Annotated in this window: 16 protein-coding genes; all 16 read right to left on the bottom strand. The window is 50.7% G+C overall.

The window, feature by feature from the left end:
* Positions 1-127: 127 nt before the first annotated feature.
* The gene (locus tag ACO0LE_RS15730; protein WP_422961297.1) at positions 128-349 is read right to left on the bottom strand and encodes a hypothetical protein; all 222 of its coding nucleotides are present in this window, start codon (positions 347-349) and stop codon (positions 128-130) included.
* Positions 342-2,060 carry a hypothetical protein gene (locus tag ACO0LE_RS15735; protein WP_422961298.1) on the bottom strand — a complete coding sequence of 573 codons (1,719 nt, stop codon included), beginning with the start codon at positions 2,058-2,060 and terminating at the stop codon, positions 342-344. Before ACO0LE_RS15735 ends, ACO0LE_RS15730 begins: the two co-directional genes overlap by 8 nt.
* 166 nt (positions 2,061-2,226) lie before the next feature.
* Positions 2,227-2,640, bottom strand: a complete 414-nt coding sequence (locus ACO0LE_RS15740; RefSeq protein WP_422961299.1) for a hypothetical protein — start codon at positions 2,638-2,640, stop codon at positions 2,227-2,229.
* Complete coding sequence (locus ACO0LE_RS15745) at positions 2,637-3,602, bottom strand: LamG domain-containing protein (protein ID WP_422961300.1); 966 nt, start codon at positions 3,600-3,602, stop codon at positions 2,637-2,639. The genes ACO0LE_RS15740 and ACO0LE_RS15745 overlap by 4 nt, the downstream gene beginning before the upstream one ends.
* A gap of 3 nt (positions 3,603-3,605) precedes the next feature.
* On the bottom strand, positions 3,606-4,781 hold the full coding sequence (locus ACO0LE_RS15750) for a hypothetical protein (protein ID WP_422961301.1): 1,176 nt from the start codon (positions 4,779-4,781) through the stop codon (positions 3,606-3,608).
* An 11-nt stretch (positions 4,782-4,792) separates the two neighbouring features.
* Positions 4,793-8,377 (bottom strand): hypothetical protein, encoded by a 3,585-nt coding sequence (locus tag ACO0LE_RS15755; protein WP_422961302.1) that lies wholly within the window; start codon positions 8,375-8,377, stop codon positions 4,793-4,795.
* On the bottom strand, positions 8,374-8,781 hold the full coding sequence (locus ACO0LE_RS15760; RefSeq protein ID WP_422961303.1) for a hypothetical protein: 408 nt from the start codon (positions 8,779-8,781) through the stop codon (positions 8,374-8,376). Before ACO0LE_RS15760 ends, ACO0LE_RS15755 begins: the two co-directional genes overlap by 4 nt.
* Positions 8,778-12,362, bottom strand: a complete 3,585-nt coding sequence (locus ACO0LE_RS15765) for a hypothetical protein (RefSeq protein WP_422961304.1) — start codon at positions 12,360-12,362, stop codon at positions 8,778-8,780. The genes ACO0LE_RS15760 and ACO0LE_RS15765 overlap by 4 nt, the downstream gene beginning before the upstream one ends.
* Positions 12,363-12,491 carry a hypothetical protein gene (locus ACO0LE_RS15770; RefSeq protein WP_422961305.1) on the bottom strand — a complete coding sequence of 43 codons (129 nt, stop codon included), beginning with the start codon at positions 12,489-12,491 and terminating at the stop codon, positions 12,363-12,365. It abuts the gene before it with no gap.
* Between the two features lie 53 nt (positions 12,492-12,544).
* Positions 12,545-13,012: a hypothetical protein gene (locus tag ACO0LE_RS15775; RefSeq protein WP_422961306.1), complete on the bottom strand. Its 468-nt coding sequence runs from the start codon at positions 13,010-13,012 to the stop codon at positions 12,545-12,547.
* A 119-nt stretch (positions 13,013-13,131) separates the two neighbouring features.
* Positions 13,132-13,893, bottom strand: coding sequence for a hypothetical protein (locus ACO0LE_RS15780; RefSeq protein WP_422961307.1), 762 nt, complete (start codon positions 13,891-13,893; stop codon positions 13,132-13,134).
* 77 nt (positions 13,894-13,970) lie between these two features.
* The gene (locus tag ACO0LE_RS15785; protein ID WP_422961308.1) at positions 13,971-14,153 is read right to left on the bottom strand and encodes a DUF7210 family protein; all 183 of its coding nucleotides are present in this window, start codon (positions 14,151-14,153) and stop codon (positions 13,971-13,973) included.
* Positions 14,150-14,623 carry a phage tail terminator protein gene (locus ACO0LE_RS15790; RefSeq protein ID WP_422961309.1) on the bottom strand — a complete coding sequence of 158 codons (474 nt, stop codon included), beginning with the start codon at positions 14,621-14,623 and terminating at the stop codon, positions 14,150-14,152. The genes ACO0LE_RS15785 and ACO0LE_RS15790 overlap by 4 nt, the downstream gene beginning before the upstream one ends.
* A complete protein-coding gene (locus ACO0LE_RS15795; protein ID WP_422961310.1) occupies positions 14,623-15,039 on the bottom strand; it encodes a gp436 family protein in 417 nt (138 codons plus the stop codon). Before ACO0LE_RS15795 ends, ACO0LE_RS15790 begins: the two co-directional genes overlap by 1 nt.
* Positions 15,040-15,050: 11 nt before the next feature.
* Complete coding sequence (locus tag ACO0LE_RS15800; RefSeq protein WP_422961311.1) at positions 15,051-15,287, bottom strand: hypothetical protein; 237 nt, start codon at positions 15,285-15,287, stop codon at positions 15,051-15,053.
* Between the two features lie 94 nt (positions 15,288-15,381).
* A complete protein-coding gene (locus ACO0LE_RS15805; RefSeq protein ID WP_422961312.1) occupies positions 15,382-16,275 on the bottom strand; it encodes a Mu-like prophage major head subunit gpT family protein in 894 nt (297 codons plus the stop codon).
* Between the last annotated feature and the right edge of the window lie 16 nt (positions 16,276-16,291).

Below are 16,291 nucleotides of genomic sequence, written 5' to 3' on the forward strand. Positions count from 1 at the left end.
CGCCCCTGTGCTAAGATTCGCCGCCTCCGTACGGGGTGGCAGAGCCTTGGTTTGTGCGCAGGCATTCACTGCAATCGAACGGCTAAAACGGTGTTGACGCATCGTTTTAGTCGCTCTGTTCTTGTTACTAAATATCGATTACTTCCACCGTTAAATTCGGCGCATCTCCTTCAATCACCTCATCACGCACAAAGACTGTTTGCCCCAGTGTGCCGACACCCCGACCAGTCACTTGACCACCACCTGGCAAGGTGATTAAACAATGCCCGGACAAGACAGCGGCAACCGTGCCGACCAGCAATGGCGCTTCGGGGATCAGGTCTTTAAAGAGTCGGTATAAATTAGACATAGGTCTGCACCTCTATGGTTTGGCGTGCCGTGGATTGACTGGCACTGACTGAAACACTCTTCACCACACCGATGATCGTTGCGCTATCGACGTACCGTACTAGCGAGCCTGGATCAATAATGCCGGTCTCCGGCAATATCGGCAGACTCAGGGAGTAAGAGGCACTGCGGCCGGTATCCGCTAATATCGAAATGCCGCGCTGCCTGGCTGCAATCGCATCTGTAGTTAAAGCGTCAGTCACCATAGGCGCTAGCAGGTCACCCGCTGAGCCTGTACGCCTAACGTAGCCCAGAATGCCGCTATCATTTGCGCCGCTAATATAGACCGCGTTGTAAGCAGGCTTGTCCATCCATGAAATGGATTCTTTAACGATGGCCGCTGAAGGCAATTCAAGATCAGGGGTGGCGCTTGCCCACTCCCACGGTTTAACGGGGTAGCGAGGCCGCACGCGTAATGTCTTGTTGACTGGATCTGGCTGAATGAATGCGCCAGCCGCCGCCGCAATGGTCGTCACCGCGCTCATGTAAGAGCCTTGATAAGTCCATACGCCTGCAGGCACAAGCCAATCACCTATGCGCCAGTCAACCGCCCAGCCAAGCGACACACCATTTACCATTAGGGCATCATTCATCAGCTGCTGAGCCGTTCTGTCTGCGGTATTGGCAAAGGTCAGGATAGGACTATACGGATCTGCCAGCATGGCTGATTGTCCTCGGCCTGTCACCTGTATAGAGGATTTTCCGAAAACACGGTCACGCTGTATGCCTTCTGCCAACAATAAGTAAGAGGCACCGTTGACCTTGGCTTCTAGGATCACTGGGTCACCCGATACGCCTGGCTCAATTAATGAAAGCACAGAGGCAGGCAAAGTGGCAGAAAAACCCCACGTCCAACTATCCATATCAATGTTTAACGTCAGGGATACATCAGGCAAAATATGGTTGCCTTCCACGCGTCTAAGGCTGACATCATTAATCACAATATAAGTTCTCCTGACTGGGACAATCTGGGTAGCTGGTGGGATTGTGCTGTGCGCACAACTAAATAAAATATTGGTACTCAGTACGAACTTTTTATTGAACAGTAAATCTACCGAGCTACCTTTAGGGGGTGTGTAGCAACCGCCAACAGGCGGCACTACTGGACGCGTATGCATGCCTGCAGGTGGTTTTTTCCCGACTTGCCAATGTGAATTCGTTTGTTTTAGTAAGGGTTGGGCGACCCCTGCCAACGAGAGCCGATCAATCCCCATCCGAACACCAAGCCCCCATGTTGATTTGAGGGTGGGTCGAGGGCGGCGAAACCTATCCTGCCAGCCTGAAAAGTTAATCGCAGATACGGGCACTGCAAGCTGATGGGTGCTTGTCACTGATGGTCGAGGCTGGCGAATCATGTCGCTAAACTCGCTTGAGTATTCATTTTTTACAGAAATACCCTTTTTCCAATCGGATGAATGAGCGCTTTTGGCAGATACTCCCGACGCTATGAGCACAGAGGTAGAAACTGAAGCGTTGACCGCTGATTGCCACGTCGATTGTTTCACCGAGGGGCGATGCGCAACCGCCTCAACACGATCTTCAATGTATTTTGATCGTTTATTAGCAAGTTGCCAGTCCGCCTTCATCTGACCAGTCGGGCCGCGATAGACGGCATTGTCGTAAAACATGCCTGCGCTCATGGTTGGTGCAGCAATTATGCTGGTGAGACTCATGCTGACTACGTCAACAATGCGACCCGACGCTGTGGGGGCAGGAACTATTGAAGAGAGAGTGAGATACGCGTATGTGATCGCAGCATCATCATCCGCGCCGAACGTCAAATCAACAGGGCGCGAAGTGTTTAACGCACTCGAAAATAGTAAATCGACAGTCACGGTCTTAACCGCCTTCAGCTATCAGCGCAGAAACCAAAACTACAAAACCACCTGCTAGTACGTTTGCGCGATCAACCAAATAGTCTGCCGTGGCGGCGTCGACGTCGCTCGGCATACGCACGTTACCGTCGTTACAGTAGTTACCATCACCATCGACAATTCGACACCAATCAATGTCGCCGCCAGTAACGACCTGCGCGGGTGCTGCTACCGTTAAATGCAGACCTGACGCATCGACGGTTCCGCAAGGGTCGGTGAACAAAAACGTACACAACGCCGGAGCCGATGGGGTTCCCCCAGCGGTAGGACGCGGCGCGGCGTAACACAGCATTTTTCCTGCAGAACTGGCGGCATCGATATCGTTTTTACGCGCATTCGATACCGCTTGTTTTTGTCGTAACGAGACGCTTAAGGTCATAGTTGCACCTCTGGGACGATACTATCTTTGATCACAGCATTTAAGTTGCCCGTGTGGTCATTTGAGACAACGTAATACGGTTGTATCGCGATGTTTTTAAAACTGTAGCTACCGTCAACATGGCTCCATGTTTCCCTTGCCAAAACTCCGTCTTTTTTAACGTGCAATCTCACCCTACGAACTACTGCGAAATCCGGCGTGCCTGATTCTTTCACGGTACCTGAAATTTCTCCCGCTCCTCCGAAATAGATATCCTTGTGGCGATCCACTGGCACCAGCGCTTTGGGTGTGGCGAATGAAGCGACTAGAGAGGTTTTATGAAAGTCTAGGGGCAGGCGTTTGGGATAAACCTGAGGCGCGGAAATGTCTATCGCACCTGGCGGCGTAAAGTTAGCAGTGTAGCGGGCTACGCCTTGCGTAATACGTACATCGTCGATGTACCCCGTCATGAACTCACTCCCGTGGCCCCCGAGGGTGGATATTGCTTTTGAATACGGGTCGTAGTGCGTGCTGGCACTAGCCACGCCATCAAGAAAAAGGCGAGTTAGCCCTGCCTCCCTAGTTACAGCTAAGTGATACCACACCCCCGTAGTTATCGTGGAGGAGGCGCAACGATCTCCACTATCATAAAATACCGCCTTCGCCCCTGTGATAAAAATGCCCGAAGATCCCCCATCGGTGATAATAGACCCGTACCCGGAGGGCATGGTTGTCAGGTAAAGCCTCCCTTCGTACGTATAGTCTCCCGTCCCAAGGGATATAGGCGACGCAAATATTAAATTGCTAGAGCCATTAAAATACACACTACTAGCTCCGAATTTCTTTTGCGACGTGCTTATCGACGGGGTTCCTGACTGGATAACCAGGGTAGGTCCCAACGCATAGTTGATGAACGTTGTATCTCCGTTAGCTCCCTCGAAGTTGAGTAAAGCTTTGCATTGATAGTAAAAGGTATCTGACATTTCCTATCTCCAGGGACCGGTTACATCAATAAAGCATAGCGACACGGTGGGTGTGTAACCGCAGCCCACCGTTATCAAATTACGGCTAGACGATAGTGGTACTGCGTTCACCTTATCTTTAGTGTAAAACATTCCGTCGGCAATGGTTTGGGGGTTAGATAGCCATCCAGGGAACACGCCTCTAAACACCAAACTGGAATGTTCGATTAGATTTACGGGCGTAAAGTAAAACCCTCCGTCCGCAGGGTTAGGGTACGGCATGCTCCCCTGAGACGAATATCTGGATGTTGAGACCGAAAAAGGACTCGGTGAAAATTTGCGCATTTGCGCCGCCGTACCCAAACCTGAATAGCTACGTGCGCAAAACAATTCTGAATACGTTGACGGGTCCGAGAAGTTAAGATGATTTTGATTGCCTGGGACGGAGGTGGATATATCCGCTAATGCGCCACTTATTGCGCAACGGTACGCGTCACCGGATTTGACAGATAGAATGTCACCAAAAAAATAAGAGTCATAACTATTGACATACGAAGCGTGGAAACAAGGCATGAAATAGAACGCCGAACTGTCGGCGACAAGTAACCATTTTCTAGCGACACTACTGGCCGCGTTGCTCTTACTCCAAAAAGACCCGCCTGAGTGTTGCGCGGTACTTGGAAATAGTCCAGAACCGGTATTGACGTCCGACATAGACTCGTAGCCTATTACTTTGGCGAACTGGCCGGAGGTGTCATCAACTCTCACCAAACAAGCGGTGGCGCTGACGTCTAAGGATTTGTAAGCCGCCAAATTCGTCGCACTGTACGTTTTTGCCCATTTAGCCGGTGCGAGTTTAAAAGAGATGGTTCCTGTCGCTGTCTGATCACTCACGCCTGAAGTGGCGAAAGTGAGTGAGTTTGCGCCGACTGATGTCACTTTTTGCTCGCCATTTAACGCTGTAGGCGTGGCCCCTGTGACAAGGATTACGCTGTCAACTTCTGCCGAATGTCCCGCACTGACTGTTGCGGTTGCTACGTTGCTTGCAATCGTCAGTGACACAACACTTTTAAGCGAAAACCCGTTGACTAAGCACGCATCCAATACCGCTATAAGAGAGCCTGGAGTTCCATCCAAAACAGGCGCATCGCCCATTTCAGAATGAAAGTATTTAACGCTAGTATCTACTGGTGACGTCATGTGTAAATCTCCTATGGACGATCAATGTCGCCGCGTATTAAAACTGTGAATGAATCGTCCTGCGATGTCGCCGGACCTTGCTGGATCGTCCGGGACACCCACAAGGGGTACAGCGCGCCGATAGTGTTTATTCTCAAAATATTACCGGCTGCCCAGCCACTACCCCACCCCACGGCAGGGATCGTTAAATAGGGATACCCGTTTGTCGGATTAAGGGGACTGCAATCCGTTGCTGTATTGCCGCTGCCGATCACACCGACGTGTTCACCGATCAGGTTAAATGTTGTGGTGTTGGTAAATTGGATCGCCCATCGTTCTGTAATCGCCCCGGCGTTCGTCACTACGATTGGTGCCAGCGCATCGTTAAACGTTGCTGTTGCCACAGATCCGACTAGCGAATCACTAAATGTTGAATTCCACGTGGCTTGATCAAAAATGAGCTGGACGCGAGCCTTCATGTTGTCGATGATTAACGCCGAGCTGATGTACGCTCCGAGCGGAAAATCGTGCGTCAACCTTTGTGTCAGCGAAATGCTTCCGTTAATTTGCGCATCCGCAACCATCGACATATCTTCGATGCGATGCTCAACCCTGATAGGCTGCGAGTAACCGGTGACGTCCGCGAAGGTGACAGTGCCAGCGTCTAAGTCAGCAGTGAAACCCGTTGTGATCGGCAGGTTATTAGCGCCAAAAACGCGCAGTCTGGACAACCGCACCCGGCCCACATTGACCACTTGTGCATTACTGACGGTCTGAGCAGTCGTTTTTGCCGTATGGTGGATAACCGACATATCACCTGCCCGAATCACCGGCACACGACCATCCGACGGCAAGCGCACGGGGTCTAAGCCAATGATTGACGCATCGAGCGGCAACGTTGATGTCACCACTGCGTTGTATTGAATGCTATTGGCAAACACCGGCTTAGGTCTAAAGATCATTCCACCGACAACCGCTCCTGCGCTATACCACCAGTCTGACTCATGTCCGGCGGCGACAACCATATTGCCAAAGGCAAGCCGTGCAACACCCGTGGTATTTTTAACGACGCCGACGACAAAGGTGCCAGTAATGTTGCCATCGGCGTCCGATGTGCCTGTCACCAGATCACCATCCAATGCAGTCGCTTGTACATAAAAACTAGCGGGTCGTATCGGCGCACCGGCTGTACGGAAGTTGGCCGTCATCGTACCGCGTTGACTCACAAAAGTAAGACACGAATCCACCGTTAGCACTGGTGTCGTAGCTGAATACGCCCAATTGCTGAGAGACACTTTTCCGGTGACATAATCAACGGTTCCGGCCAAACTACCCGCTCCGGTGGTCGGGACAACATCCTTATAAATTGAACCGGCACGATCTATATACCGGGCAGAGCCGATTTTAAAAACAACACTGCCTATGACAATATTCTCGTTTGATCCTGTGACCAGATCAAAATTTAACGGTGCGTTAAACACTTCGGTGGCTCCCGATACCGCACCGACGCTAGCGGTGTTTTGATACTTCACCGTAAACGTCGTAGCGTATGGTGCATCCGTGATTAGCGGCACCGCAGCTTGGGTTCCTGTATAGGTTGAGTACCCACCCCCCGAATATCTGGCGTCCGATGTGAAAACCCAAACTGGTGTAGGGACGAGTACGGATGTTGCCGGTTGGAAGTGTAATTGACCCGTCGCGTAGTTGACCGTACCTAAAATGGTGCCGTCAGGCTTTTTAAGATTGCCCACCCCATCATCTTCCAGCCGAATTGTCGCCACTGAATTCCCGCCAATAGGCGTAGAAGGGTTCATTAAATTAAAGGAGGTCGACCACTCCAATTTAACGGTACGCGGTATCAGAGCAGATGCTGATGTCGTTTGTAAAATTAGTGTGGTGTCAACTTCACGTGCGATATTCGTAAATGACTCAGATAACGTTGTGGGCAAGCCCGTTGAGATCGCTCCGAATGAATAGGTGACAGACATATCGGTTGATGGATCACGATAGCCGTTGACCGTCACTTCACCTGTTGTGTAGTTGATTTTTCCGGTCAAGCCACCACCGGCCAGCACACCGGTACCCGATTCGGTCAATGTTTTAACGACGCCAGCGACTGTCACCGATACCGATACTGAGGTTTTTACAGCGCCAGCTTGACTTAAGACTACCGAGCTGAAATACCCGCTGGCCGTGTTGGTTCTGACGTGATTATCTACCGATGAACCCCATGCAAACACGACGGAACTACCAATATCCGGCAATGCACCAAGGGTCACTAAAACCGCGCCGGTGACGTAGTTGATCGAACCCGCACCAAAAGCGGTTTCGTCCCCCTTTAAAACGCCATCGCCATGCTCATCTCGCAATCGGTACCACTTTCCTAGCGCCATAAAATCGACAAAGGCGGTACCTGGTGCAGGCGGCGGCGACATCGTTTTAATGTAGACAGACCCACGGTTCGACAAGACGATATCGACAGAATCGGTAAATGCGGATTGAGATTGTGCGGCACCATAAGTAAAAGTAATGCCCGCCGATGTGGACCAGGCCCCAGAACTCACATCCGGCACGATCACACCTTGTGCGTAGTCAACCGATCCCACCACCGACCCCGAGGGTAAAACTACATTACCCGCGCCGTCGTCAGTTTTAGGGTTATTGGTATCGACGGCTCCCGTGGTAATCGTCAATGAGCGTGGCGCCATGCCGCCACCAAGGTAAAGAGGTCGGATTGAGCCTGCCCATACCGATGAGGCATAAGTGACCTGGTTACCTGAGACGATCACCGGCGTCTGATCTTGAATCGTCGCCGACACGAGCGGCGTCTCTATCGTTGAGCTTGGTACCAATGGGGTATAAACACCATTCGATTTAACGAGTAAATCACCTGTCAACGCCGCCAGCGTCAGCGGTAACGTACCGTAATACCGCGATGCGTCGGCAACCGTTGTTTTACGAATGCGAGCACTGAGCGGAAACATGGCACTATTAAAAATGCGTTGCGGCTCTTCCCCAGGGAAGGTGTATCGCAACGCGTCTGACGTCGTCATATAAATGACTCTGCGCTGATACGTCCCTTGCAAATCCTCAAAATTTTGGATATCGCTACTGATGGTGGTAATTCTAAAATACTGTTGCTTGATCACGCCCGACTCAGTTGCCATGGCAAATACTTGTCCTACCTCAGGTAGCGCGTGTTCAGGGCGCTGATACGCCAATACCGCACGCTGTCCTATCACTTGCAGACCATACGGGATCATGTTATCCAATGGTCCCGCAACGACATACGATTCAAGTTTCAACTTGGCATCAGTGCGATGATCAAAACCGTCATTTGTTGTAAATAAAGTGCAAGACACTTTAGGGTCATCCGGCGGGTCGGCAATGATGGCGTTCACCCCGAAATAACTATCAACATCGGGCGTATCGACGTGAACAAAGACTTTACGCAAGTTGACTCGGCCATACGCCCGGTCAAGTTCTGAGATATCCGAAAAGATCGAATTACTAGAACCATCTACGATAGCAATACCATTTGATCGCCCACCGCCTTCATCCACGTCGTCCATGATTTGCGACTTGAGTAGTTTGATATCACCTTCTTGAATTGTCATGCCATTATCTCCATCAACTTAAGTGTCACTTGCCAGTCATCTTCTGGATCGTAGGTTGCCATCTTGCGCACCGGCTTAGATTCCATTGCAGGCGAATCCTGGTGGCGAAACATGACGTTAAAACTGCGGCCATCGTCTAGCGTTAATAAAAATGTTTGTCCTGCTTGGCTACACCAGAGTCTTAATTGATCGACGATTGCACGGGTATGCCACGCCATACTTTCGTCTGGCGGTTGCAGTGTGATGGGGCGACCAGCCAGGCGCGTTGCGGCCTCAACGATCAATGCACCAGTCATGCTGTATTCGACATTGGCGATCACCGGTGACCAGCTGTGTTCATCCACCCATTGCAAATCATGCGACAGTGTCATGTCCTGTAAGAGCGTTAAATGTCGCAGCATCATGTTGATATCCCCTTGGCTCGTTTTAATATATCCAACAAATTTTGTTCATTGGATGCATCTACTGTCATGGGAACGACCTTGCCGCTGGCGTCAGTAAAGTTGACCTGAATCATCTTAGAGGGGGCCGCTTGGCTTGGGTTGATCGCGGGCAGCTGCGTTGGCTGACTTTGCACTTGCTGCAATAGACTGTTGGCGGATATCTGGTTTCGGTCAAAATTACCAAAGCCACCTCTATTACTAGCAAAGCCACCGAAGCCACCCATGCCGCCGCTGCCATCATTAAACCCTGCAGAGCTGGCGTTGCTGGTACTTAGGCCAAGCGATTCCATGGCGCGGCGGGCGAAGTTGTAATTCTTCATGACACTGGCCCAGCCTTCCGCACTGGTCCCCGATTTCATTTTTTGGGTTGTTTCCAGATTGAACTGGGCATCCGACCACATACTTTTGATGTACTCAATATCTTTAGGATCGATCTTGGATATCTTTCCTTCTTTAAAGTCCCAATAGCGGTTTTCTTCTGCAGAGATTTGTTGCGATCCAGTAGGTGTGGCATTGTTACCCATCTGACCTTGTGAATTTTTGCTCCAGGTGACATTGTCTTTGTCGGTATAGTTGGAGTTCTTTGCACCGTTTTTTTCAAAATCTTGAACATCAGTAGGTGTATTTGATTGGTTAGGGTCACCCATCACTGTGACTTTTCCATCACGGCTTTGGCTGCCATTCTTCTTACTTGTATCACCCCCTCCAGATGTCCCACTAGACCCAGATCCGCCACCTGACCCAGATGATGATTTGACGTTGCGAGTGCTATTTTCCAGATTGCCCATGTTCTGGGCAGCTCTTCCCGTAGCGTCAGCAGTCCCTTGCATGTTGCTTTTTATTTTTTGCGTTTCTTCTTCAACGGCTTTAGCTTGCTCTACCAACTCCTTTTGTTTGTAGACTTCTTCTTCGGTTTTAAGCACGATCTCTTGTTGCTTTTCAGCGCGTTGCTTAGCAACTTCGTAGGCAGCAGTTTCACCCTCCAACTTAACTTTTGCGGCTTCTCTTGCCAAAATCAACGCTTCGTTATTGGGGTCGCGCTGTAGACGTATTACCGAGAGAATTTCTTCTTGCGTCGCCAATACAACCTTTGCTGATTGTTGCGCCTCTGCATACGCAAGCCGCGCCTCACTCGCCCTGGCTTGCGCCAACTGCAGGTTCAACTGTGCAAGCTTTAACTCTTGTTGAGATAGGTCAGTGCCATCTCGCGAATATTTGTTTTGCGCTTTCCAGACGTCAAGCCTGGCATGCCCGACCTCATAGTCAGCTCGCACTACGCCCAGATGGGCTTGTGCAACCGATAGGTTAGACTTACCTAGATCAGTCGTTTGTTGTGCCAGCAATGCGGCTTCAGCACGCGTCCCTTTGATGCGCTCCTGAAGGTCGGCCATCGCCTTATCGATGAGTTTGGCGGAGAGTTCGCCTTTGTCGCCCATTTGCTTTAATTCAGCCGTCAACCGCTCAAAATCATCTTTAGTTTTAGCGGCCTTTAACGCGGTAGCGAATACCTCTTCAAACTTGCTGTTGATCTCAGTTGCGGCGTCTCCAACATCTTTGCCAGCGTTCTTTGCGTTGACTAAGGATTCAGCTATTTTGTCGATATCTGCCAGCGTCTTAGCAGAATCAAGCCCTTTAGAAAATGCTTCTCTAAACTGCAAACTAGTGGTCGTCGCGTTGTCGGCCAACTTCAATACATCGCCAGAGAGCTTGTCGAATTCTTTACTTAATGGCGTTAAATATTCAACACCACCGAGCTTAATTAACTTCAGGCCCATGTCATTGATCGCCTCAGAAAACTGCTGTGCAGAATCCTTAGTGACATTGAGTAACGCGGTACCGAGCTTTCTGACTTGCTCTTCACTTAATTTGGTTTTACCTGTGGTTGCGTCAACTTCAGCGCCCAGGCGTTTAATGGCGATCGCAACTTCCTCCGATCCCTTTTTTAACTCTACGTCGGTGAGCGAACTTTTACGCTTCGCTTCTACCAGCTTGCGAATCTGTTCTTCAACTTCGCTAAAGCTGGTTGCCTTGGCCAGTGCCGTGCTGATGGCTTTGGTCTGTTCCAAAGCGGCGTTAAGTTTGCCTACATGGGTGCTACCGTTTTCAAAGTTGGTGGCGGTATCTGCAGCGAAAGCACGCATGCTGATACCAGCGGCAATCATAGAATCGCCTGCCTTTTGGATGGCAGCACCTGTATCTTTGGAGATGTAGCTTAAGAGCAGCCCCCAGCCCTTAATCATCGTGCCGACCAAAATCTGGAACTCACCACCGAGTTCAGCGATCCCCATGTTAATGAAGTCCAGGCCATCGCGGAAACCTGCCACCAAGAATGCGAAGGTCTCAATGATCACGCGCAGGATCTGGCCAAAGCCTGTTGTCTTCTGTCCGGCCGCATCGATGGCAGACGCAAAGCCAAGGATGCCTGCAATGCCCTCCAGCACATCACCGATAAAGCTTAGCACCTGGCTAATCAATTCAACGAATGACGGCGTGATCTCGGCCACAATCTGTAGGACAGCAAGACCTAAGTCTTTCAGACCACCGAAAAATGTTTTAACGCCATCAGCGAGCGAACGGGCGCTATTGCCGTTCTTATCGATACCGACAACGATCTCATCTGCCGCCTTTAAAAAATCAGTGGCCGCGACCACCAGCTGGTAATACGCAGGCAGCAGCTTGTTACCGATATCGTTGGCCAATTCCTCCTGGTAGCGTTTAATCGATTGTAGTTGCTTGCCAACGTTCTGCATGGAGGCTTCATACGCCCCAGTGAGTGTCGCGGCCTGGGCAAGTGCTGCGTTCGCTACTGCCTGGATCTTTTGTTGTTGGGTCAGCTGCTCGGACGTTTTACCTAGCGACAAAGCAAATTTGTCTTGTGCCTGTTGGATGTTGACTGTCAACCCCATATAGCGCAGACCCTCAGTATCCATCTGCTGGATATTGGTAATGAGGCGTGTCAGCGTGGCGCTGGAATTTTCACCTGTGACTACGGCTAAGTCTTGCGCGGCACGGGCTAATTTGGCGACCTGCGACACCTGGCCAGCGGCAGTGGGGCCGATCTCTAAACCCGCTTGTATCATTTGCGTTAACGCCTGGCGTGTTGCCTGCGTCGTGATGCCCAAACCTTTGACTTCTTTTTCGTAACCCGCTATCTCTGTTGCGCTATAGCCTGCATTCTTGGCGACCACGCCCAGGGTCGTTCCCAATACTTCAGTACGGGCTGCATAGTCGGCAGACTCTTTAAGGCCGTAGGCCAGCGCCAATGCGGTAAAGGCCCCCACCAGCTTGCCAACATTATCTTTCAGTAGATTGAGTGTCGGATTGAGGCTACCGCCGACGATGCCGTCCATCTCTTTGGCACCAGCGCCCGCGCCAGTGACTTTATCTTTCATTCCATCAAAGCCAGTAGCACCAGACGCCGCATTGCCGCCTGCCTCTTTGGCCGCAGTGCCGGTGCCGCGCAGCTCAGTAGCCAACTGAGTAACGTTGTTAAGTCCCTCAACCAGGGCTTTGATTTTAAGTTCAAGAGCAATTTGCGACACTTAATTCTCCAAACTTTTTAACATGGCTTTCACGCTGTCTTCGCTGCCACGTGCCGCAACGAACATCATCGTGAATAGCTGTTCGTTGTGTTGTTTTTTCTCGGCGATGGCGCTACGAGAAAAGGCCACAAATTGCGACCAGGTGTAATCCATGACGTCGTTGAGCTGATGGCCTGACTTGATTAAGAGGTGGATACTGTCTGCCCAGCCGTTGCGATCTTGGCTGCGTTTTGCTTGACTTTGAGAGTGAGGTTTTCCAGTGCGCCTGTCAGTTGCGGCAGGACTTGACGGATAAAAAAATCCGTATTCACCTCCAGCAAAGCGCCAAACAACATCACACCGTCATCCACGTCCATCTCATTGACCCATGCACGCGACTGGCCAGAGAGTTCTGTAATGAGCGTTAAACACTCATCGGCATAGAACATGAACATGCTAGGAATATCCAATTTTTCGGGCTGTTTGAGCATGTGGGCGATAGGCTGCAAAGCGCGCAAGACATCCGGCAACATGCCCATCTTGATTTGGCGGATAGGAATGCTTACGCCTGCGATGGTGAGAAATTTAACGCCAGGGATGATGGCGGTCAGCTCACTTGTACTATCTTGGCTGGTGCTGTTGGATACGGTATTTTGTGCGGCGGTTTGCATGTTGCGCTCCTGGTGGGATCAAGGTCTGAATGACTGATTACCAGTGTAGAGCGGGCATAAAAAAAGCCCCAGTAGAGGGGCTTCAGTGAGAAGGATAAGCTGCGAACAGGCGTGTGTGTCTATGGAATAGGTGTTACTTGCAAGATGCGGCCGAACTGGCCGAACTCGTCGCTGACTGGCTTGGTGTTGTCAATCAGTATGGATGCCGATATATTCATATCAGCCAGCTTATCTGTAATGAGTGCCAGATCTTTTAGCGGATCAGTGTTGACCTTGTACATCTCTAACACGATAGGCGCATTGCCTTCTGCCAGATTGATACCTTCATAGCGCAAAAATACTTCTGGTTGTGGCGCGGTGAAAACAGAGACATTGTCTAATGCCGCATGGGTGTAGGCCACTTTAAGCGGTTGCACCAGGCCGGTCACATCTTTAAAAGTGATCGTCCCAAAATCTGCATCGACATCATATTTTAATGCGCTGACGACTAAGGGTGTCACAGGCGTTGAATCCGTAATGACCACGGTAGAGACTTTGATATATTTCAATGAGACACGATCACCGGCAACGAGGGCCAGTGGCAAGACTTCACCGGTGACCGAGCCGCTGGCGATGCTGCTGCTCTTGCCATAAATGGCTAAACAGAGATTGTCTTGTGATATTTCCATCAATGTCATATCGATAGTCGCTTCTTTACCTACCACGATATTTTTTGCCGTAGCACGCTGCCCTGAATAGGACTCTTTATGCTTAACGTTGTCCGTCTTCAGGCCAATCTTAGCGGCAGAGACATCGCCGAGCCAGCGTTGCGCTTTTGGATTGCCTGCGCTATCACGCGAGGCGATAAACATCTTTCCTTGCCCTAAAAAATACTGTGTCATGTTAACTCCTGGTGTGGATAAAAAAATACTAAAGCCTTGATGCTGCCAATATGCAACCTAGAGAGTTGCCCTTCGTTTTACTTTTTACTGTTGACTGGCTTTTCTTCAGCGTTGGGGTGCTGAACCTCGGCGACCCCATTACTGATAAGCCAGCCCGCATCAATTGGATGTACTTCCAAGGTGCTGCCTGGCTCGCGTTTAACGCCTTCGTGGGTATGATTCGTTTTCAAGACGACGGTGACTGTTTTTTGATTGTTCATGATTTTCCTAATAAGACGTGGGTGGTTTTAAATGCATACGGGTAGTAGGCAAAGCCCTTGTCATACCCAACCTTTGGTGCGTGGGTACGGCGCAGCGTGGTCAGCGGTACGCGAACTTCTCCATCAACTGGTTGCCATCCGCACAGTGCCTTGAGCAACTGTGCAATCAAGGGACCGGCCTTTTCTCGGTTACCTTTGCCGGTGGTGACGGTGCCTGCAAACTTGACGACCAGAACCACCATCCAGATTTGCGTGACGACCTGGGCAGCACCGGTACCGCCTTGTGAGCTGGCACCTTCGCCGACTTCATCGCCCAGGTAGATCACATGGGCTGCTGGTTCTACCTTGCTCCCTTCTGACACTTTGGATAAATCCATCGCAGTCATCACGGCCTTAAGGTCTGGCATCGCTTGTTTGATGTGCTTTACCAGCAAGTCCTCCAAGATCAGATAGTCGACGATAGGCTCCATTACCAGCTGCTCCTGTCGCCAAAGTCATTGCGGCCAGCGGCAATCTGCACCAGGTCAACGCGGGCGGTTTGCGTGCCTGCCTGATCTAATCCAAGGGATGCCTTGCCCGAAGCTATTGCCTGCAGCTTCTTCATCTGATCGCGGTAGCGAACAGCTTTAGGGTGATCTTCTGCAATGTCGCCCGACAAGATGTAACGGGTGATATCGCACGCCATGCGCGTCAGCACTGCTGGCACGCTAGCCAAAGGCAAGGTGTAGCTACCCGCCAACCAGATATTGATTTCAGCGTCAGCGGCCGCTATCGCTAGCGCCAGCACCGATTCATCCAAGGTAGCGGCAAACTCGCGGTCAGTGAGTTGGATTAATTCTTCCTCACCGTAGGCGGTAATCATGTCTGATTTGGCGCAGTAGCTCATGATTGCTTAATTTACTTCTTGGCCGATGCGCCAGATTTGACGGCTGGCTTGGCGACTTCGCCAGTGGACTCTGCGACTTCCACTTCCACTTCGTACGCAACCAGGGCGCTATCACCTTCAATCGCGGCACGTTGCACCTTTGTTAAATCGGTGAGATGGATATCCGTCGCTTCTGCGCTGAACTGAAAACCAGCACGGCGAAAACTCGCGGCCTTGCTGACGACACGTAATACGGCAATCTTTGTCATGAAGTGCTCCTAATGTTTAACGGTGTATGCGGTGTTGATACTTTGTTGATACAGGAGGTGAAGCCCTCAGACTTCACCTCATCGGCCTAGTTGGTTACGACAGCCAAGGCGTGACCAGCAACTGCGCGGTGTTTTGGTAAATATTGGTGGCACCGTTAGCGTTCTTTTCAGCCTGGAGCAATTCCAGCGCGGCTTTTTCCATACTTGGCGGTACCACCAACAGGCTTGGACGTACCCCCAGCGGCTTACCGTTGTCGCCTTTCATGTTCATCATTGCGGCACGAGCTGCACCGTAGGCCGTGGCATCCAAAGTGTTTTTATTGGCGTAAGCGAGTTGCCACAAACCGAAGCCAACATTGCTGCGCGCATCGACACCGTAGATGTACTCTTTACGGTTAAACACGTTGTCGTCGGTTTCTTTGTCCATCGAGACAAAGTTGTAGTCTTTACGCACCTGGTAGATCAGTGGCTTGACTACTTTGCTTGTATCGAGCAAGTACCAGGCAGCTCCTGAGCCACCGCCAAAGTTAGACACTGAACCGACAGAGCCATCCGCATTACGCACCGAGTGATCGGTATCAAAGAAGTACTGGCCGTCGTAGCACAGGCTAGAAAAACCAGCAGCGAGTAAACCAAAGATCAGTTCATCTGGGTGTTGCTTAGAGTCTTGTCCAAGCTGCGCCAGCATAGGTTTATACAAACCGAAGGTATCGTCTTCGATAGCATCGCGGTTGACGGCGACAGTGTTTTCCCATGGTTTGTTTTTGATGCTGAAGTCATGCGATTCGAGGTTTTGAATTTGACGGTCACCAATCCACTCGCGGAAACGTGTGGTCTGACCAAGCCATGCATACACCTCTTTTGCCGTGCTAGACGGCACTAACATGGCGATCTTTTCCCAATCGGACAGGGTATTGGCAAAGGTTTGCTGAAAAATCAGCTTGTAGCCTTGAAACAGCGCTGCAAGGTTGCTTTGATTGATAATCATATGTACTCCAGAAAAT

The organism is Undibacterium sp. Xuan67W, assembly GCF_049340165.1.
Lineage (GTDB): Bacteria > Pseudomonadota > Gammaproteobacteria > Burkholderiales > Burkholderiaceae_D > Undibacterium.